The 21,999-nt window shown below is 34.1% G+C and carries 14 protein-coding genes and 2 rRNA genes (1 of these 16 only partly in view); 10 read left to right on the forward strand and 6 right to left on the reverse strand.

The annotated features are described in order from the left end of the window. Positions 1–57: 57 nt before the first annotated feature. Positions 58–1,335, reverse strand: coding sequence for a hypothetical protein (locus NAB20_RS01705; protein WP_375605415.1), 1,278 nt, complete (start codon positions 1,333–1,335; stop codon positions 58–60). A 78-nt stretch (positions 1,336–1,413) separates the two neighbouring features. Then, positions 1,414–1,866 carry a T9SS type A sorting domain-containing protein gene (locus NAB20_RS01710; RefSeq protein WP_127823872.1) on the reverse strand — a complete coding sequence of 151 codons (453 nt, stop codon included), beginning with the start codon at positions 1,864–1,866 and terminating at the stop codon, positions 1,414–1,416. A gap of 1,373 nt (positions 1,867–3,239) precedes the next feature. On the opposite strand from NAB20_RS01710, the gene NAB20_RS01715 reads away from it, so the two are divergent. The 6 genes from NAB20_RS01715 to ilvA are packed head-to-tail and all read left to right on the forward strand — an operon-like array spanning position 3,240 to position 10,982. After that, a complete protein-coding gene (locus tag NAB20_RS01715) occupies positions 3,240–4,154 on the forward strand; it encodes a branched-chain amino acid transaminase (RefSeq protein WP_105195438.1) in 915 nt (304 codons plus the stop codon). A 6-nt stretch (positions 4,155–4,160) separates the two neighbouring features. Continuing rightward, the gene (gene ilvD / locus NAB20_RS01720) at positions 4,161–5,834 is read left to right on the forward strand and encodes a dihydroxy-acid dehydratase (RefSeq protein WP_088391630.1); all 1,674 of its coding nucleotides are present in this window, start codon (positions 4,161–4,163) and stop codon (positions 5,832–5,834) included. Positions 5,835–5,864: 30 nt separating this feature from the next. Beyond that, complete coding sequence (gene ilvB / locus NAB20_RS01725) at positions 5,865–7,613, forward strand: biosynthetic-type acetolactate synthase large subunit (RefSeq protein WP_375605416.1); 1,749 nt, start codon at positions 5,865–5,867, stop codon at positions 7,611–7,613. A gap of 10 nt (positions 7,614–7,623) precedes the next feature. Beyond that, complete coding sequence (gene ilvN, locus NAB20_RS01730; RefSeq protein WP_181142840.1) at positions 7,624–8,205, forward strand: acetolactate synthase small subunit; 582 nt, start codon at positions 7,624–7,626, stop codon at positions 8,203–8,205. Positions 8,206–8,230: 25 nt separating this feature from the next. After that, positions 8,231–9,751, forward strand: coding sequence for a ketol-acid reductoisomerase (ilvC, locus tag NAB20_RS01735; RefSeq protein WP_105195470.1), 1,521 nt, complete (start codon positions 8,231–8,233; stop codon positions 9,749–9,751). Continuing rightward, positions 9,738–10,982, forward strand: a complete 1,245-nt coding sequence (gene ilvA, locus NAB20_RS01740) for a threonine ammonia-lyase IlvA (protein ID WP_105195434.1) — start codon at positions 9,738–9,740, stop codon at positions 10,980–10,982. The genes ilvC and ilvA overlap by 14 nt, the downstream gene beginning before the upstream one ends. A 59-nt stretch (positions 10,983–11,041) precedes the next feature. Here ilvA and NAB20_RS01745 read toward each other — a convergent pair whose 3' ends face one another. Together NAB20_RS01745 and NAB20_RS01750 are read right to left on the reverse strand one after the other, a co-directional pair. Next, entirely contained in the window at positions 11,042–12,319 is a 1,278-nt protein-coding gene (locus NAB20_RS01745; RefSeq protein WP_105195433.1) for a S28 family serine protease, read from the reverse strand. Between the two features lie 137 nt (positions 12,320–12,456). Then, complete coding sequence (locus NAB20_RS01750) at positions 12,457–13,308, reverse strand: AraC family transcriptional regulator (RefSeq protein WP_105195432.1); 852 nt, start codon at positions 13,306–13,308, stop codon at positions 12,457–12,459. A 159-nt stretch (positions 13,309–13,467) separates the two neighbouring features. On the opposite strand from NAB20_RS01750, the gene NAB20_RS01755 reads away from it, so the two are divergent. From NAB20_RS01755 to NAB20_RS01770, 4 genes are all read left to right on the forward strand, one after another. After that, entirely contained in the window at positions 13,468–14,403 is a 936-nt protein-coding gene (locus tag NAB20_RS01755) for a dihydrodipicolinate synthase family protein (protein WP_105195431.1), read from the forward strand. Between the two features lie 139 nt (positions 14,404–14,542). Further along, positions 14,543–16,138, forward strand: a complete 1,596-nt coding sequence (locus NAB20_RS01760) for an aldehyde dehydrogenase (NADP(+)) (protein WP_375605417.1) — start codon at positions 14,543–14,545, stop codon at positions 16,136–16,138. Between the two features lie 3 nt (positions 16,139–16,141). Beyond that, positions 16,142–17,152 carry a 4-hydroxyproline epimerase gene (locus NAB20_RS01765; RefSeq protein WP_088391644.1) on the forward strand — a complete coding sequence of 337 codons (1,011 nt, stop codon included), beginning with the start codon at positions 16,142–16,144 and terminating at the stop codon, positions 17,150–17,152. Positions 17,153–17,244: 92 nt separating this feature from the next. Further along, the gene (locus NAB20_RS01770) at positions 17,245–18,483 is read left to right on the forward strand and encodes an NAD(P)/FAD-dependent oxidoreductase (RefSeq protein WP_375605418.1); all 1,239 of its coding nucleotides are present in this window, start codon (positions 17,245–17,247) and stop codon (positions 18,481–18,483) included. A 298-nt stretch (positions 18,484–18,781) separates the two neighbouring features. Here the strand turns inward: NAB20_RS01770 and rrf are convergent. Both rrf and NAB20_RS01780 read right to left on the reverse strand, forming a co-directional pair. After that, positions 18,782–18,890 (reverse strand): 5S ribosomal RNA (gene rrf / locus NAB20_RS01775). A 199-nt stretch (positions 18,891–19,089) separates the two neighbouring features. Then, positions 19,090–21,999 (reverse strand): 23S ribosomal RNA (locus tag NAB20_RS01780); it runs 1 nt beyond the window's last position.

Consider the following 21,999-nt stretch of genomic DNA (forward strand, 5'->3'; position numbering starts at 1 on the left):
TATTGATAAAACTTAAATAAATAAAGTTTCTTCTTTAGGATTTTTAAAAAAAACTTATTACTTCCTATTTTTCTTTTCTAATTCTTGTATACGCTTATTTTGTATTTCCAATTGTTTTTGTTGTTCAATCACATAAAGCGTTAATTCTTCAATTTTTTGTAATAACTTAATTTGAAATTCTCCTACATTAACGCCCTCTTGTTCCATAACTTTTGCTGATGCTATTTCGGGTAAATGTCTTTTTTCTTTTAGATGTTTCTCAACCTCCGATAACTTAGGTAACTTATAATCTTCTGCAAATACAAAATCAGCCGTTGGGGTAGTTGTAACTTTGATTTCTTTAGCTTCTAACTTTCCTTGAACAGCAGTATTCCCATCTGCTTTAACTATTAAAGCTTTACCCCATTCCCAATTGTTATTAACCCTTGGCGCAATATGCAAAGTATTTCTTCCATCATCTGGCGTATGAAAAATCCAAGAGTTGGAACCACCTGATACTATATCACTTGCATATAAATCTTTGCTTAACGTAATATTCCCATTTACATTCATATCGCCATTATCATGTAAAATTAAACGTTGATATCCATGTGAAAAATTACTAGGATAATTCCAAAACTGTAAACTATTACTATATAATCCTGTCATATTGTATATTCTCCATACTGCTCCTGCTTCCGTTTTATCAGGATTATATAAAGACAAGGCAGGCCCTTCTTGTCCCGAGTTTGTAATTCTGAGATATCCCCCCTTGACTTCCATTTTCTCAGCAGGATTATCTGTACCTACACCTACATTTCCATTATCTAAGAAAGTAACCAATTTCATATTATCATTCCTTCTCCTAATATAAAACTTCCATCCTGTACCATCTCCAAAATCAATAGATCCCGCATTTGGGCTCTCAAAAGCTGCTCTGAAAATAGGCGAAGCTCCATGTTGAAAGTTTAGAGATATATCCCCATGAACATCTAGTTTTGTAATAGGTAATATGGTTCCTATTCCTACATTCCCATTAGGCAAAAAAGTCATATAAGTTTTATCCCAATCTTTACCAATAAACCCATATTTTAAAGTTGGAGCACCATTTATGAAAGTAGATCCCATACCTCCAAACATAATTAAATTAAGATTGTTTGGATCCGAATTTTCACCTATTTGAAAACCTCTAGCCCATCCGCCATTCCAACCCGTTAAACTGCTAATATTCTGTCTAACACCATAATGAGGCCCATTCAAACCAATACCTACATTATCTATCACTTGTTGTCCATAACCACCCGAAGCAATCAAACCTAACAAAACACTCCCTAAAAACTTAATACTTATTCTCATATTTTTATTATCTATTTAACTCCTAATCTAACTTTATCTCGAAATTTAAAACCTTATAAACTCATAAACTTCAAAAATCTACTCCTTAACTACCTTCACACTCTTTTCACTTCCATTACTATACCTTACCATTATCACATACATCCCACTAGGCATAGTACTAAAATCAATGAGCAAATCATTTTTTTGATTCAAACTCCAAAATTCCCGTAAAATCTGCCCAGAAATCGATACCACACGCATCGAAACTATAACACTTTCACCAGCATTCTGCCATTTAAAATACAACTGCTCATGAACAGGATTAGGATAATATGTCAACTGCTCAATTTCAGGCACCTCCTGCAAATCAGTAGCTTTAACCTGTTCAACTGGCTTCACCGCCTCTCTAGCCGAAGTAACACAATTAACACAGATATAACGCTTTATCTGATTCCCTGCTGCATCATACTCAAATAGTAATTTAGTTACTTGCTGCCCATAGCCATTAACAACAAACAACAATAAAATAATCCCAAAAAAACCACGCATAAACCTATATTTTTTAAAAACGAGTGCAAAAGTACAACGAATAATTCAAACAAATAACAACACTACGCCTACCAGAAAATAAAAACACTGCAAATCAAACATTTAATAAAAATAAATCTATTAAACACCTATTTTATCGATAAAAAACACCTTCATTCACAAAGCAACTTCTACTAAAACAAAAAACAAGAGTGGTTAACCATAAAAAGGAAACTTTTAACTTAGAAACTCTCAAACTTTTACCCAAATTCCGCATTAGACTTCATGCGCGAGATGAAAAGACAAAAAAGGAACAAAAAAATTTCTTGTAGATAGGGAGCAAAAGCCATCATCCAGTCGTAATTTGTCATTTCGACGAAAGGAGGAGTCGCATAATCTACTTTCATTTTTGATAGTGCTGTGTTACTTACTGTATGTGATCCCTCCTTGTGTCAAGATTACGAATAATTTTTATAGTAAATAAATCACTGTTCTGTTTCTCATTCCGACGGAAAGGGGAATTGCATAATTCTATATGAGATAACATGGTGTTTGATCATTGATCGTCTCAAAGGGCTTCCAAATGGAAGCCTTTTTACATTTCAGCCGAAATTTGGGAGGGAATAAATTCACCATTTTATAGATAAGCTTCGCCCGCAAGTACAAGTCAGCTCTCATTTGTCAAAGAACAATACTTTTTTGAAATCGGGGTTAAAAATTAAAAATCAATAGTTTTTAATCATATTTTCAATTAAAAAATTGTGTGGTATTTATTTTTTTATAATTTTGTATCTACAGAGAAAAAAAATGAAAAATTTTAACAACATTATTACTGTCTTTATTATCGCTATTATTTATATAATAGAGACAGGGGGTGTTATGTATATATAATAATAATAATTTTAAGAAAAAGCCTCCTTCTATAGGAGGCTTTTTTTATTTATAAATTTTTAAAAGTAAAAAAATGAAAACAAATTTTACGAAGCACAAGATGCGAAAAAAGGATTTATTTTTTAATCCTATAACAAACCATTTTTTCTCTATTCCTTCTTCTATTCTATTCTCAATAGTCTACATTTATATTATTAACTAATATCTTCAGTTAATCATTTTTTTATCAAACATCTATATGTCTAATAGAATTTTCTATTGGAACAGCTATTTATTTGCCCAAAAAATAATAAAAACAACTTTTTTAAATAAAAATTAAAGCGTTTAACATCATAAAAACGAATGACTAAAATCCTTTGTTTACAATAGATAAAACTGTATGATCTCTATTTAAAACGTTGTAAAATAATATTTTTAGAATCATTTGAAAAAACACCCAATTATAACTTTGTTATTGCAATTATCACATTGCAGTATGATTTTAATAAAAAAATTTTGATATTATGGAAAAAATAACACCAACAAATAATCTATACTATAACGAAAACCATACTTTATATTTAAATGGTGAATTTTTAAAGTCAGAAAAAACATATTCCGATTTATATGGACAAACTTTACACTATGGATATGGTGTTTTTGAAGGAATTAGAGCCTATAATACGACCAATGGAACAAAAATTTTTAAATCCAATGAGCACTACGAACGTCTTAAAAAATCATGTGAACTAATCAATATCCCTTTTGAATTTGATATTACAGAATTAACCCAAAAAACCTATGAATTATTAGAACAAAATAATTTTAGAGATGCTTACATACGCCCTTTGGTTTTTTGTAGTCCCAATATGGGATTAAGTACACCTAATCATGTATCCTTAATGATATGTGCTTGGGAATGGGGCGCTTATTTAGGTGAAAAAAGATTAAATCTAGGAGTTTCTTCATTTTGTAGACCACATCCACGATCAACACAAATAGAAGCAAAAGTTTGTGGACATTATGTAAACTCAATATTAGCTTCCTCAGAGGCTAAAGCAAAAGGATTTGATGAAGCCTTATTACTTGATAGCGATGGGTTTTTAGCAGAAGGACCAGGAGCTAATTTGTTTTTTGAAAAAAACAATAAACTATACACCCCTCAATTAGGAAACATTTTACCAGGAATTACAAGAGCTACCGTAATAGCGTTGTGTAAAGAATTGGATATAGAGGTCATAGAAGGTCTTTATTTACAAGAAGAATTAGAAAAAGCAGATAGTGCCTTTTTATGCGGAACCGCTGCCGAAATAATAGGAATTGATTCCTTAAATCATAAGCGTTTTCCCCTTGAATGGGAAAAAACGTTAGGAAGAAAAATTCAAAAAGCCTATAAAGATTTAGTTACAGAAAAAAACTATTCATTAGAAGTAAAATAAAAAACCATGGAATTAAATAAATATAGTAAAATTATTACTCAAGATCCTACACAACCTGCAGCACAAGCCATGTTATACGGAATTGGTTTAAAAGAAGAACAACTAAAGCAACCTTTTGTAGGTATAGCTTCAATGGGCTATGATGGCAATACTTGTAATATGCACTTAAATCATCTCTCAAGTTATGTAAAAACCTCTGTTAATAAGCAAAAAATGGTAGGATTAATCTTTAACACCATAGGAATTAGTGATGGAATAACCAATGGAACAGATGGTATGCGTTACTCACTTGTAAGCCGCGAAATTATAGCAGATAGTATAGAAAGTGTGGTAGCAGGACATTATTATGATGCTCTAATAGCCGTTCCTGGTTGTGATAAAAATATGCCTGGGGCAATCATTGCAATGGGTAGGCTAAATAGACCTTCTATCATGATTTATGGAGGAACCATAGCACCTGGAAAATACCAAGGAAAAGATTTAAACATTGTATCCGCTTTTGAAGCACTTGGCGAAAAAATTGCAGGAACAATTTCAGAAGAAGACTTTAAAGGAATCATAAAAAATTCTTGTCCAGGTGCAGGTGCCTGTGGCGGTATGTATACCGCTAATACTATGGCAATAGCAATAGAAGCCTTAGGAATGAGTTTACCTTATTCAAGTTCAAATCCTGCTATTAGTTCAAATAAAGTAAAAGAGTGTGAAAGCGCAGCTGATTATATTAAAGTATTATTAGAAAGAAATATTTGCCCTAAAGACATCATGACTTTTAAAGCTTTTGAAAACGCCATCACTACATTAATAGCTTTAGGAGGTAGTACCAATGCTGTTTTACACATTATAGCTATGGCAAAAAGTGTAGGTATTAGCATTACACAAGATGATTTCCAGAGAATCAGCAATACTACACCATTGATTGCTGATTTTAAACCAGGTGGGAATTATTTAATGCAAAATTTACATGAAATAGGAGGTATTCCCAGCGTTCTAAAATATCTTTTAGAAAAAGGAAAATTACACGGAGATTGCATAACAGTAACAGGCAAAACAGTAGCTGAAAACTTAAAAAACATCGTATCCATTAATTTTCAAGATCAAAATATCATAAAACCCCTTGAAAAACCTTTAAAAAAAACAGGGCATCTACAAACTTTATATGGAAACCTTGCTGAAAAAGGAGCCATAGCAAAAATAACAGGAAAAGAAGGTGAACGTTTTTTAGGACCAGCTAAAGTATTTAATAGCGAAAAAGAATTAATGAAAGGAATCCAAAATAAAAAAATACAAGCAGGAGATGTCGTTGTTATTCGATATGTAGGACCTAAAGGAGGGCCTGGAATGCCTGAAATGTTAAAGCCAACATCTGCTATTATAGGAGCAGGATTAGGAAAAAGTGTTGCCCTTATTACAGATGGTCGATTTAGTGGAGGAACACATGGCTTTGTTGTTGGGCATATAACCCCAGAAGCTTTTGATGGAGGAACAATAGCATTAGTTCAAGAAGGAGATTTAATAGAAATTGATGCACAACAAAACAGACTCCATTTATCGATATCCAAACAAGAAATTGATAAACGGAAATTAGAATGGAAACAACCTGATTTAAAAGTCAACCAAGGAGTCTTATACAAATATGCAAAACTAGTTACCGATGCTTCTCAAGGTTGTGTTACAGATTGAAAAAACATAAACCATAACATTTTAAAAAATATGGAAACAAAAACAAAAAAACCCGTTACACAAGCTATAAACAAAACAAGACAAATATCAGGAAGCATAGCCGTATTAGACGCCTTACTTTCTGAAGGAATTAAAACCATTTTTGGGTATCCAGGAGGTGCTATTATGCCTATATACGATGCCTTATTTGATTATAGTCACCAAATACACCATATTTTAGTTAGGCACGAACAAGGAGCTATTCATGCAGCACAAGGATTTTCAAGAGCCAGTGGCAAAACAGGAGTGGTGTTAGCAACTAGTGGACCAGGAGCCACAAATTTAGTAACAGGACTAGCCGATGCTATGATAGACTCCACACCACTAGTATGTATTACAGGACAAGTATTTGCTCATTTATTAGGAACAGACGCTTTTCAAGAAACAGATATCATTAATATTTCAGCACCAGTAACTAAATGGAATTATCAAATTACAGATGCCAATGAAATCCCTATCATATTAGCTAAAGCTTTTTATTTAGCTGGCAGTGGTAGACCAGGACCTGTATTGATCGATATAGCAAAAAATGCACAGCTTCAACTATTTGAATATAAAGGATATAAACCATGTGATTATATAAGAAGCTACCGAGAAAAACCCATTATAAGACAAGAATATATAGAAAAAGCAGCCCAATTAATTAATAATGCTAAAAAGCCCTTAGTAGTTTTTGGACAAGGCGTAATCTTAGGAAATGCGGAAAAAGAATTCAAAAAATTTATTGAAAAAGCGGGACTCCCTACCGCTTGGACAATAATGGGAATGAGTGCCATACCCACTCATCATCCACTTGGTGTAGGAATGGTAGGCATGCACGGAAATTATGCACCTAATTATCTAACTAATGAATGTGATGTTCTAATAGCAATAGGAATGCGTTTTGATGATAGAGTAACAGGAAGACTCGATTTATATGCAAAACAAGCAAAAGTCATTCATTTTGATATAGACCCTGCTGAGGTGGATAAAAATGTTAAAACATGGGTTCCTGTTTGGGGAGATTGTAAGGAAACCTTACCTAAAGTAACCCAGTTACTAAAAACCAACAGCCATCCTGAATGGATGAAAGAATTTAGAATAAAAAAAGAAAAAGAAAACTCTCTTTTAATTCACAAAGAACTCTTTCCAACCGAAGGAGAACTTACAATGGGAGAAGTAATTCAAACCCTTAATGAACTTACTAAAGGAGACGCAATTATTGTAACAGATGTTGGTCAACATCAAATGATAGCTTGTCGTTATGCTTTACAAAACAAAACAAGAAGTAATATAACCAGTGGTGGTTTAGGAACCATGGGGTTTGCTTTACCAGCCGCAATTGGAGCTAAATTTGGAGCCCCTGAAAGACAAGTTGTTGCTATTATGGGAGATGGTGGAGCGCAAATGAATATTCAAGAATTAGGAACCATTATGCAATTTCAACCCAATGTAAAAATTCTAATTCTAAATAATAGTTTTTTAGGAATGGTTCGCCAATGGCAAGAACTATTTCATGAAAAAAGATACTCATTTACAGATATTCAAAGTCCTGATTTTGTTCAAGTAGCAAAAGGATATGGTATAAAAGGCGCACAAATAGCGGAAAGAAACCTTTTAAAACAAACCTTACAAGAATTTTTAGAATATAAAAAAGCCTATCTATTAGAAATAAAAGTGGCTAAAGAAGACAATGTATTTCCTATGGTGCCACAAGGAAGAGGAGTTGCGCAAATTGTTTTATCTAAAGAAGAAATATAAAATTTAGATTATGAAAAATGAATACACATTAACAATCTACACAGAAAACCATATAGGATTAATAACTAAAATTTCGATCCTTTTTTCAAGAAGAAAGATAAATATCGAAAGCCTCAATACATCACCTAGTGAAATTGAAAATATCTATAGATTTACATTAGTCATCAATGAAACAGAAGAAAAAATTAAAAATTTGGCACGACAATTAGAAAAATTAATAGATGTATTAAAAGTTTATTACAATACAAATGATGAAATTATTTGGCAACAAATGGCTTTATATAAGGTTCCTACCTCAGTTGCCATGAAAGAAGTACAAGTAGAAAGATTATTACGTGAATATGGAGCTAGAGCTGTGGTTATTAGAGAAGATTATACTGTTTTTGAAACAACTGGACAACAAGAAGAAATAGAAAAACTTTTAAAAAAATTAGAAGAATATCAACTTATCGAATTTGTCAGAAGTTCCCGTATAGCCATTATCAAAGACAATAAAGGAATACATCAAAAAATAAACAAATTGGAAAGAAATAATTCAACTGCAATTTCAAAAAGAACAAATGAAATACTTACAACCTGTTTTGAATTATAAACCATACAACAAAAAAATAAATATTATGGAAAATTATTTTAATACTTTACCTCATAGACTTAAAGTACAAGAATTAGCTAAATGCGAATTCATGGATAAAAATGAATTTACAAATGGAGTAGATAAACTTTTAAACAAAAAAATCATCATTATTGGTTGTGGAGCACAAGGGTTAGCACAAGGACAAAATTTAAGAGATAGTGGATTAAATGTAGCATACGCACTCCGTAAAGAAGCTATCGAAAACAAAAGAGAATCCTTTTTGAAAGCTTCTTCTAATGGATTTAAAGTAGGAACTTTAGAAGAATTAATACCAACAGCTGATTTAGTTTCTAATTTAACACCAGACAAGCAACATACAAAAGTAATAACTAAGATAGTACCCTTAATGAAAAAAGGAGCCTGTCTTTCTTATTCTCATGGTTTTAATATTGTAGAAGAAGGTATTAAAATTAGAGAAGACATAACAGTTATTATGATTGCACCCAAATCACCAGGATCTGAATTACGCAATGAATATTTAAGAGGTTTTGGAGTTCCTACATTAATTGCAGTACATACAGAAAATAATCCTAATAAAGACGGACTAGAAATTGCAAAAGCATATTGTGTGGGTATAGGAGGACATCATGCAGGAGTCTTAAAATCTTCATTTGTAGCGGAAGTAAAATCCGATTTAATGGGAGAACAAACCATACTTTGCGGATTACTTCAAACAGGATCTATCTTATGCTTTGATAAAATGATTGAAAAAGGAATAGAACCAGGTTATGCTTCTAAATTAATACAATATGGTTGGGAAGTAATAACAGAAGCCTTAAAAATTGGAGGAATTACCAATATGATGGATCGACTTTCCAATGCAGCAAAAATAGAAGCTTTTAAACTATCCGAAGAATTAAAGGAAATAATGACACCGTTATTTGATAAACACATGGATGCTATTTTATCTGGTACGTTTTCTAAAACTATGATGGAAGATTGGGCAGAAGACGATAAAAAATTACTCTCATGGAGAGCCGCTACAGCAGAAACAGCCTTTGAAAAAACACCCACTACCACACTAGAAATTACCGAACAAGAATATTTTGATAATGCTACTCTTATGGTTGCTTTTGTAAAATCAGGTGTAGAGTTAGCTTATGAAACAATGATTGCAGCAGGAATAAAAGAAGAATCTGCTTATTATGAATCGTTACACGAAACACCGTTAATAGCCAATACAATTGCTCGTAAAAAATTATTTGAAATGAATCGTGTAATTTCAGATACAGCAGAATATGGTTGCTATTTGTTTGATCATGCGTGTAAACCATTACTTGCTAATTTTATGAAAAAAGTAAACCTTAACTTAATAGGTCAAAATTATAATAATAAAACCAATAAAGAAGTAGATAATTTTGAATTAGTAACTGTTAATAAAGCTATTAGAAGTCATTCTATTGAGATTTGTGGTGCCCAATTACGTTCTGCCATGACCGAAATGAAAACCATCATAAAGGATACTTCTAATTCAAAAAAAACACATCAATATGAACTTGTATGAAGAAATAGTTTTAGCTAATAATCAATTAAGTGGAGTCGTAAATACGACTCCACTACTTCTAAATGTAAATATATCAGCAGAATATAAAGCTCAGGTTTTTTTAAAAAGAGAAGATTTACAAATCGTTCGCTCTTTTAAAATAAGAGGAGCATATAATAAAATAAAATCATTAAATGAGAAAGAACGCCAAAAAGGAATTATTTGTGCAAGCGCTGGTAATCACGCACAAGGAGTCGCTTTTTCTTGTAACCATTTGAAGATTTTTGGAAAAATATATATGCCTAAAACTACTCCAAAACAAAAAATAAAACAAGTTCAATTATTTGGTCGATCATATATAGAAATTATACTGACTGGTGATACTTTTGATGACGCGTACCAAAAAGCAATAGAAGACTGTAGTAAAAGTGATAAAACCTTTGTTCATCCATTTGATGACCAAAAAGTAATAGCAGGTCAAGGAACCGTTGCCTTAGAAATTTTAGAACAATCAACAACACCAATAGATTATATTTTTGTCCCTATAGGAGGAGGAGGATTTGCTTCCGGTATTGCAACGGTTTTAAAAAAACGGAGTCCTCAAACAAAAATAATAGGGGTTGAACCTCTAGGAGCTCCTTCTATGAAAACAGCCATCAATAAAGGAAGTAATATAGCTTTAACTTCAATAGATAAATTTGTTGATGGTGCCGCCGTTAAACAAGTTGGGAATCTTACCTATGAAGTTTGTAAAAATACATTAGATGACATTATACTTGTTCCAGAAGGAAAAGTCTGTACTACTATATTAAGATTATATAACGAAGAAGCATTGGTAGTAGAACCAGCTGGTGCATTATCTATTGCAGCCTTAGACTTATATAGCGAAAAAATAAAAAATAAAAACGTAATTTGTATTATAAGTGGTAGTAATAATGATATAGAACGTACAGAAGAAATAAAAGAACGTTCATTATTATATGAAGGATTGAAACATTATTTTATGATCCAATTTCCACAACGACCAGGAGCTTTAAAAGAATTTGTAAATAAAATATTGGGATGTGAAGATGACATAACCTACTTTCAATTTACTAAAAAAAACAACCGAGAAACAGGTCCTGTAATTGTAGGTTTAGAATTAAAAAATCCTTTGGATATAGAAATTATTAAATATAAAATGAAAACGAATCATTTTCAATATAGATATCTAAATGACAATAAAGATCTTTTTACTCAACTTGTAGGATAAAAAAAGCATATAAAAAAACAAGGGGTTAGAAAACGCAACTAACCCCTTACTTTTCTATCCTACTGTAACCATTTTTTTAATGTAGTCATCATTTTTTCCTGATCTTCTTTAGAAAAGTGTTTTATTCTCGTAGCATGTGTTCCTTGAGGAAGTACCATTTTTAAAGCATCTAATTTTTCATTAGGAGTAGGAGCACAAGCATACCAAGGATCCAATCCACCGTAAATATATAAAATTTTAGAACCTTTTTTTTCAGCGTAATCTCGCACTAACTTAATATAAGACTTATCGTACTTCAAATCAACATTTCGAGGAGCAAACCTACTATTACTAGGAGATTTAACAATTCTAAGCAAATCTTTTACAGGAGCTAAATCAAAACTATAATAACCCAGCTCTGAAAAATGTTGATAAAAAGAAGGCAAAAGTCTATGAACCCCCTTATCCGAATAAACATCAAAACCTACCACATGATTTAAATAATCAAATAATTCTTTTGGAGAAGAATTAATTGGAGGAATTTTATCACAATTTCCATTCCATTGCCAGAAAGAAAAAGGAAACTCCAAAACTGCATATTCAAAAGCCTCAGAAATAGGCACTTCATTAAAAGTTAAATTATTTTTCTTTGCATAAGAGGCAACTTCTAGCTCAATAGCTGTTCTATTAAGCATTAATTGTCTTTGCATTTGCATGATTAAATTTCGACATTCAGAAGTGCCAACTAGTCTAGTATAATGTTTTATAGTTCGTTCATCTTCTGTACCATTTATCATAGGCGCTACATAAGGTATTGCTACATCTATATCTTCAGGATATTTCGATTTGTAAATAAGCGTTGTTTCACCACCTTTACTAATCCCTGTAGAAATCCATTTTCCAGAATATATTTTTTTTAATTTTTCAACTATTTGATGATAATCCTCTATTGCTTGATCATTAGTTAAATACTGCCAAGGAATAATGCTAGGTCTAGAGTCACCATAAAAACGGTATTCTATTATTAGTTGATTAGCATCTAATAAAGATGATACTTCGTTTTTTTCATAACGAGCATTATAACCTTCTGTTTCAATGACCATAGGCTTAGAAAAATCCCTATGAGAAAGATATATACAATGTTTAAAAGTTCCTTTTGATAAATCATGATGATCTATTGGCTCATCTAATATAATTTTATAAGACTCCGTATAATCTTTAAGATTATTTACCTTTTCAATACTGGCCTTATTAAAAACTTCTTGAAGTTTTAAAAGTAAATTTGATTTTTCTTGAGAATTAGAACTAATAGTAAAAAGAATAAATAAGATATTAGAAAATAAATAAGACTTTTTCATTTTATTTTTTTTTAATCAAAAATCATAGAAATAGACATCTCAAAAGAATAGTATATTAACCCAATATAATTCAATATTAGCTATTTAAGTGACATCATAGTAAAAAAATAGTTATAACCCTCAATTCAAAAGAAAAATTAGTTTTTAAATCTTTTTCTATAATTCATGGGCGATGCTTTTTTAATTTCTTTAAACTTTCTATTAAAATTAGAAATATTATTAAATCCAGTAAGTTCAGCAATTTCCACAACACTCATTTCGTCATCAGATGTTAATAAGCGAGAAGCTTTTTCGATACGTAATTCAATTAAAAATTGAAAAAAAGTTTTGTTTGTTCTTACTTTAAAATATCGACAAAAAGCATTTTTAGTCATATTAGCGATATCAGCAATTTCCTCTAAAGATATTTTTTTATCAAAATTAGTCATTACAAATTCATATACAACTTGCATTCGCTTTCCTTCAGAATCCGTAATATCTTTATCATATCTAAAAGAAGAAAGTGATTTTTTATTAGATAAAGTTAGCTTATTTAATAACTGCAAAAATTTAATAAACTTAGTCGTATCCTTAGCTGTAGACAATTCAAGAATAAGTGAATAAATTTTTTCCTTTTTAGATAACACCTTATATCCATTGCGAGTATCACTAAAAAAGTTTAATATTTTAGTTGATTCAGGAAGTATTTGTAAACTTTCTTGTATTACTGTAGCATCAAAAAAGACAGAATGAACCAAACTTATCTCTTCATCTTTATTTACCTCACTTCTAAAAACATGAGGTAAATTACTTCCAAAAACAATAATATCTCCAGAATTATATTCAGATATTGTATCTCCTACTATTATAGTTCCCTCTCCCTTTTCTATATAACTAATTTGAATTTCTTCGTGTTGATGAAGTTTATCATATAATATCAGTTCTTTATCAAATTGATAAATAATAGCTTCTTCTTTAGCCTTTGGTATTTTAAAGGGAAATACTTTCATAAGTAGGTACTTGAGTTACTCAAATTTATAACTTCAATGTATTATTATCATATTTTTAATCTATTATTTTTAGTAATGGATAATATAATATCATTTTAGGCTAAAAACTGATTATTAGCTTCATGATATTCAAAATAATTTTGTCAAAAAACAGCAATTATGAGTTTTCAATGGAAAGGCGTAATGCCAGCAGTTACTACAAAATTTACAGCAGATGATAAGCTTGATTTTAACATGTTCGAAGTTAACATTAAAGCGCAGCTTGATGCAGGAGCAGAAGGAATTATTTTAGGAGGAACCCTAGGAGAAGCAAGTACTTTGTTTGAAGAGGAAAAAAGAGAGCTTATTCGTGAAACAGTTCGTATTGTAAAAGGACAAATTCCTGTTATAATGAATGTAGCAGAACAAACAACCAAAGGAGCTATAGAAGCAGCCAATAAGGCCGAACAAGATGGAGCTAGAGGATTAATGATGTTACCCCCAATGCGATATAAAGCAACAGATTATGAAACTGTTATGTTTTTTTCAGAAGTAGCTAAAAGCACTTCATTGCCTATTATGGTCTATAATAACCCAGTAGATTACAAAATTGAAGTAACCTTAGACATGTTTGAAGAATTGCTAAAATTTGATAATATACAAGCAGTAAAAGAATCAACAAGAGATATTTCTAATGTTACCCGAATTAAAAATAGATTTGGAGATAGATTAAAAATTTTATCAGGAGTAGACACCTTAGCTTTAGAAAGTTTATTAATGGGAGCCGACGGATGGGTAGCAGGATTAGTAGATGCTTTCCCTGCAGAAACCGTAGCTATATATAAATTAGCAAAAGCAGGTAGAATAGAAGAAGCTATAGCAATTTATAGATGGTTTTTACCATTGTTAGAATTAGATATTAGCCCTCAATTAGTGCAAAATATCAAATTAGCAGAAGTAGCAACAGGTATAGGAACCGAATACGTTAGAGCACCTCGTTTACCTTTAGCTGGAACTGAAAAACAAAAAGTTTTAACAATTATAGAAGAAGGATTAAAAACAAGACCTATTTTACCAGATTACAAAAACCTATCCGTAGCAGCAGAAATAGCATAAACAAACGTAAAAAATACTGTTTTAATAAAGTTCATTCGATAAGCTTCTTTTCATAAGGTTGATAATGTTTTTTCAGAAGCTATCTTAACCTACAGGAAAAATCTTGTAGGTTACTTTATTAAATAAAAAAAGACAAAATATGATTACTGGAAAAAATTATATAGGAAACCATTTGGTTGCAAGCGGTTCTAAAATTTTAAAAACTTTTAATCCGGAACTAAACCAAGAAAATGATTGGAATTTTATAGAAGCTACAACGGAAGAGATAGAAAAAGCCGTTCAGTTAGCACATAAAGCCTATCAAGAATACAAAAATTTTTCAGGAAAGAAAAAAGCTTTATTTCTAAATGCAATTGCAGATGAAATATTAGCACTAGGAGATACCGTTTTAGAAATTTATGTTAAAGAATCAGGACTACCAAAAGGAAGAGCTGAAGGAGAAAGAGGAAGAACAATAGGACAACTCCGCGCTTTTGCTCAAATGCTCGAAGAAGGAAGCTGGGTAGAAGCTACGATTGATACAGCGGTTCCCGATAGACAACCTTTACCTAAAGTAGATTTAAGAAAAATGCTTTATCCCTTAGGCCCCGTAGCCGTTTTTGGATCGAGTAATTTCCCTTTCGCTTTTTCTACAGCAGGAGGAGATACCGCTTCAGCATTAGCAGCAGGATGTCCTGTAATTGTAAAAAGTCATTCTATGCACATAGGAACAGGTGAATTAATAGCCTCTGCTGTAATAAAAGCTGCTCAAAAAACAGGTATGCCTGAAGGTGTTTTTTCTAACCTAATAGGAAGTGGAATAAACTTAGGAACAACATTAGTAAAACACCCATTAATTAAAGCTGTTGGATTTACAGGAAGTATCATCGGAGGTAGAACCCTTTTTAATTTAGCAGCGGAACGCCCTGAACCAATTCCTGTATTTGCAGAAATGGGAAGTATCAATCCCGTTGTACTACTCCCTAGCGAATTAAAAAAGAACACCTCCTTTTGGGCTAAACAATTTGCAAGTTCTATCACTTTAGGAGCGGGACAGTTTTGTACGAATCCTGGTTTAATCATTGGATTAGAAAGCCCAGAATTAAACTCTTTTGCATCAGAATTAACATCCGAAGTTTTACAAATAGCACCTTCTTGTATGTTACATTATTCTATTAAAAAAAATTATGACGAAGGACAACAAGAATTAAGCTTACAAAAAGAAGTAGAAATTATAGCTATTTATGATGGGAAAATACAGCCTAATTATGCCCCTCAAACAGTATTACGAGTTAATGCAACAGAATTTTTAAAAAATAAAACATTAAGTCACGAAGTATTTGGACCATTTTCAATATTAGTAATCTGCAAATCAAAAGAAGAAATGACTACTCTTATAAATAGTTTAGAGGGGCAATTAACGGGTACAATTATTGCAGATTCAGAGGAATTAAATTCATATAGAGAAGTAGTAGAAGCATTAAAAGGACGAGTAGGACGTTTAATTTTTAATGGAGTCCCAACAGGAGTTGAGGTTTGTGCATCTATGTTGCATGGTGGCCCTTATCCTGCTTCATCCGATTCAAGATTTACTGCTGTAGGTATTCATGCCGTAAAACGTTGGGTAAGACCTATAAGTTATCAAAATTGGCCTAATGAATTATTACCAGAAGAATTAAAAGATGAAAACCCTTTAGGCATTGCAAGAACCGTAAATGATAAATTAGAATTAGCAACAGCTTTTATTACAGTATAACAAATGGGAAGAAAAACTTTTTTTTGTATAGATGCTCATACTTGTGGGAATCCCGTAAGAGTTGTAGCAGGTGGTGGCCCTGATTTAAAAGGAGCTAACATGAGCCAAAAAAGACAACATTTTTTGAAAGAATACGATTGGATTCGTAAAGGCTTAATGTTTGAACCTAGAGGACACGATATGATGAGTGGTAGCATTTTATATCCACCTGTTAATCAAGAAAATGATTTTGGTATTTTGTTTATAGAAACATCTGGTTGTCTCCCTATGTGTGGTCATGGAACCATTGGTACGATTACTATAGCCATTGAAGAAGGACTAGTTACGCCAAAAAAACCAGGCAAAATTAAAATGGAAGCACCAGCAGGTCTTGTACAAATAGAATATAAACAAGTCGGTAAAAAAGTAGAATGGGTACGTCTTACTAATGTTAAATCTTACTTAGCTGCACAAGATTTAACTATAGAATGTCCCGAATTAGGTGAAATAACATTTGACGTAGCTTATGGAGGAAACTATTATGCAATAGTTGACCCACAGAAAAATTTTAGCGGCATACAAAATTTTACTGCAAATAAAATAATACAATACAGTCAAATAGTTCGTGCACGTATAAACGAAAAATATCCAAATCAATTTATACACCCAGAAAATGACACTATTAAAGATGTAAGTCATTTGTTATGGACAGGAACTCCAATTGATCCAAATTCTTCTGGAAGAAATGCCGTTTTTTATGGAGACAAAGCTATAGATCGTTCTCCTTGTGGTACAGGAACTTCTGCAAGAATGGCTCAATTACACGCAAAAGGAATGTTAAAAAAAGAGCAAGAATTCATACACGAAAGTTTTATTGGAAGTAAATTTATAGGACAAATAGTAGAAGAAACCAATATCGGTTCAATCCCCGCAATAGTACCCAGTATTCAAGGATGGGCCAAAGTATATGGCTATAACAATATTATCATTGATGATGATGATGATCCGTATGCTTATGGATTTCAAGTTATATAAAGTTATACGCAAATAAATAAAAGGTACTTAAAAAAACAAAGTTTTATACGGAAAGCTTTTTAAATATTTCAAACCAATAAAATATTAAAAAAATGAAAAAAATAAGTATAATAGGAGGAGGCATCATAGGTTTATGTACCGCTTATTATTTAGCAATAGAAGGATATGAGGTAGAAATATTTGACAGTTCAGACCTAACAGATGGTTGTTCTTATGGAAATGCGGGAATGATAGTACCTTCTCATGTCATTCCCTTAGCACAACCAGGCATGATTGCACAAGGAATTAAATGGATGTTTGACAGTAAAAGTCCATTTTATATTCAACCCCGTTTTGATATTCAATTGTTAAAATGGGGATGGGGATTTTACAAAAATGCCACAAAGCAGCATGTTGAAAATGCAAAACCTGCTCTTAGAAATTTATCTTTATTAAGTAAAGAACTTTATCGTGATTTAGCTCACAAAAGCCAATCTTTTTACTACGAAGAAAAAGGACTTTTGATGCTGTTTAAAACAGATAAAACAGGAGAAGAAATTATACACGAAGGAGAAGAAGCTAAAAAACTAGGGTTAGAAGTTGATTTTTTGTCAAAGACAGAAGTAGAAAAATTAGAAAAAGGAACAAAAACAGCTATAATAGGAGGAGTTCATTATAAATGTGATTCACATTTATATCCTCAAAAATTCATGGCGTTTATAAAAGAAGAATTAATTAAAAAACAAGTAACAATTCACCGTAATTGTACTGTAACAGATTTTATCTTAAAAGATGAAAAAGTAAACCAATTAGTTACTTCTAAAGGTAATTTTAATACAGACGAAGTTGTAATAGCCACAGGAGCATGGAGCCCTAATTTAGCAAAAAAAATAGGAGCAGGTATTTCTCTTTTACCAGGTAAGGGTTATAGTTTTACTTTACTAAACAAAGAGGAAAAACCAATGATTCCTTCTATTTTGTGTGAAGGTAAAGTAGCTGTTACCCCTATGAATCATGATATCCGTTTTGGTGGTACGATGGAAATTACACATACGAAAGATACAAAAATAAACCGAAATAGATTGCAAGGTATAGTTAATACAGTAAATGCTTTTTACCCTGAAATGAAAGTAGCAATGCCTAACGATCAAGATGTTTGGTATGGTTTTCGCCCTTGTACACCATCGGGAATGCCAATAATTACTAGAAATAAAAAAATCAAAAACGTAATTTTAGCAACAGGGCACGCCATGATGGGATTAAGTTTAGCACCTGCTACAGGTAAATTAGTTTCTGAAATTATAGCTGATAAATTACTTTCTGTATCAATCAATCAATTTCAATTAAGTTGATTGATCTAATAATAAAAACAAACTGATTAAGAGGAAAATTTGTTTTAAGTTGGGTTAAAAGGAAGGGGTTCACTTTTTAAAAGTCGAACCCTTTCAAATTTTAAAAGATCAGAGCTTAAAAAAACAGTCTCTTTCAATTGATAAACCATCCATAAAGTGTGTGAATTAAAAAGTGCTTTACACACTTTTTAAATACAGTATTGCAACTTGCTACGCCCGCTCACGCGGTGATTGCGATATTCCATTAGCAATTTCTATAAAACAAAAACCCCTCATCGTATAGATGAAGGGTTTTAAAGAAAGGCAGCGATCTACTCTCCCACAATATGCAGTACCATCGACGCTGGCGGGCTTAACTTCTCTGTTCGAAATGGGAAGAGGTGAGCCCCGCCGCAATAACCACCTTAAGGTTTTTAAAGGCATTAGCTAATAGCCATAAGCCACTAGTTTGTGCTTTTCCATTAAACTCTTGGCTTATGCCTTTTGCCTAATGGCTAATATTTTAACATATTGAGATAAATATTCAAATTTGTTTATAATCCTTTTTAGGAAAAGAAAGAATTTACGAGCCCCCAGTGGTTCCCCCTTTGGGGGTTAGGGGGCTCTTACAATAAGCTTACGGGTTATTAGTACTACTTGACTCTGACATTACTGCCTTTACATCTATAGCCTATCAACGTGGTCATCTTCCACGACCCTTAAAAGAAATCTCATCTTGTGGTGGGTTTCGCGCTTATATGCTTTCAGCGCTTATCCCTTCCCAACGTAGCTACTCTGCGGTGCTCCTGGCGGAACAACAGATACACCAGCGGTTGGTCCAACTCGGTCCTCTCGTACTAGAGTCAGATCCACTCAAATTTCTAACGCCCACAGTAGATAGAGACCGAACTGTCTCACGACGTTCTGAACCCAGCTCGCGTGCCACTTTAATGGGCGAACAGCCCAACCCTTGGGACCTTCTCCAGCCCCAGGATGTGACGAGCCGACATCGAGGTGCCAAACCCCCCCGTCGATGTGAGCTCTTGGGGGAGATCAGCCTGTTATCCCCGGCGTACCTTTTATCCTTTGAGCGATGGCCCTTCCATGCGGAACCACCGGATCACTATGCTCTACTTTCGTACCTGATCGACCTGTATGTCTCTCAGTCAAGCTCCCTTTTGCCATTGCACTCTACGCACGGTTACCAAGCGTGCTGAGGGAACCTTTAGAAGCCTCCGTTACTCTTTTGGAGGCGACCACCCCAGTCAAACTACCCACCAAGCAATGTCCTCCTTTTTTAGGAGTTAGACCTCAGATAAGCAAAGGGTGGTATTTCAACAATGACTCCACAACGCCTGGCGACGCCATTTCACAGTCTCCCACCTATCCTACACATCACTTATCCAAGACCAATACTAAGCTATAGTAAAGGTGCACAGGGTCTTTTCGTCCCACTGCGGGTAATCGGCATCTTCACCGATACTACAATTTCACCGAGCTCATGGCTGAGACAGTGTCCAGATCGTTACACCATTCGTGCAGGTCGGAACTTACCCGACAAGGAATTTCGCTACCTTAGGACCGTTATAGTTACGGCCGCCGTTTACTGGGGCTTCAATTCAATGCTTCTCCGAAGATAACATCTCCTCTTAACCTTCCAGCACCGGGCAGGTGTCAGGCCCTATACGTCATCTTACGATTTTGCAGAGCCCTGTGTTTTTGATAAACAGTCGCCTGGACCTTTTCACTGCGGCCAGCTTGCGCTGGCGACCTTTCTCCCGAAGTTACAGGTCTATTTTGCCTAATTCCTTAGCCATGAATCTCTCGAGCGCCTTAGGATACTCTCCTCAACTACCTGTGTCGGTTTACGGTACGGGTACTTATAATCTATGTTTAGAAGGTTTTCTTGGCAGCCTTTAGGTACACTATCCCTTCATCCGAAGAATCCGAGTACTATCGCATTTCACCAGTCCCAGCGGATTTGCCTACCGGGCCTTTAGCTAAGTGCTTTAACGAACTATTCCGTCAGTTCGCGGTACTTTCACCACTGCGTCACTCCATCACAATTATAACTAGTACGGGAATATTAACCCGTTGGCCATCGACTACTCCTTTCGGATTTGCCTTAGGACCCGACTAACCCGCAGCTGATTAGCATAGCTGCGGAAACCTTAGTTTTTCGGCGGGGGTGTTTCTCGCACCCCTTATCGTTACTTATGCCTACATTTTCTTTTCTAACCTCTCCAGCACCTCTCACAAGATACCTTCGGCGATGTTAGAATGCTCCCCTACCACTTGTACTTAGTACAAATCCATAGCTTCGGTAGTATGCTTATGCCCGATTATTATCCATGCTCGATCGCTCGACTAGTGAGCTGTTACGCACTCTTTAAATGAATGGCTGCTTCCAAGCCAACATCCTAGCTGTCGATGCAATCAAACCGCGTTTGTTCAACTTAGCATACATTTGGGGACCTTAGCTGATGGTCTGGGTTCTTTCCCTCTCGGACTTGGACCTTAGCACCCAAGCCCTCACTGCTCAATATATTATATAGCATTCGGAGTTTGTCAGGAATTGGTAGGCGGTGAAGCCCCCGCATCCAATCAGTAGCTCTACCTCTATATAACTTAACTTGAGCGCTGCACCTAAATGCATTTCGGGGAGTACGAGCTATTTCCGAGTTTGATTGGCCTTTCACCCCTACCCACAGATCATCCCAAGACTTTTCAACGTCAACGGGTTCGGACCTCCACTTTGGGTTAACAAAGCTTCATCCTGTCCATGGGTAGATCACACGGTTTCGCGTCTACCACTACTGACTTAAGCGTATAAATACGCTTTCAATCCCTTGGATTGAATCGCGCCCTATTCAGACTCGCTTTCGCTACGGATCCGTGACTTAATCACTTAACCTTGCCAGCAACGGTAACTCGTAGGCTCATTATGCAAAAGGCACGCCGTCACAGCTTATGCTGCTCCGACCGCTTGTAGGCGTATGGTTTCAGGTTCTATTTCACTCCGTTATTCACGGTTCTTTTCACCTTTCCCTCACGGTACTGGTTCACTATCGGTCTCTCAGGAGTATTTAGCCTTAGCGGATGGTCCCGCCAGATTCAGACAGGGTTTCACGTGCCCCGCCCTACTCAGGATAACACTATTCTTTATATTCTTTACTTATACGGGACTATCACCCTCTTGGGTTAACCTTTCCAGGTTATTCTAATTCAGTTTACAAGAAATATTGTGGTCCTACAACCCCGTTATTGCCGTAACAACAACGGTTTGGGCTAATGCGCTTTCGCTCGCCACTACTTACGCAATCACTTTTGTTTTCTTCTCCTCCGCCTACTTAGATGTTTCAGTTCAGCGGGTTCGCCTCCTATCGGATACTATGTCTTCAACATAGTGGGTTGCCCCATTGGGATATCTGCGGATCAATTCGTATGTGCCGATCCCCGCAGCTTTTCGCAGCTTATCACGTCCTTCTTCGCCTCTGAGAGCCTAGGCATTCCCCATACGCCCTTATTTTGCTTATT

This window comes from Flavobacterium davisii (assembly GCF_042182265.1).
Taxonomy (GTDB): domain Bacteria; phylum Bacteroidota; class Bacteroidia; order Flavobacteriales; family Flavobacteriaceae; genus Flavobacterium; species Flavobacterium davisii.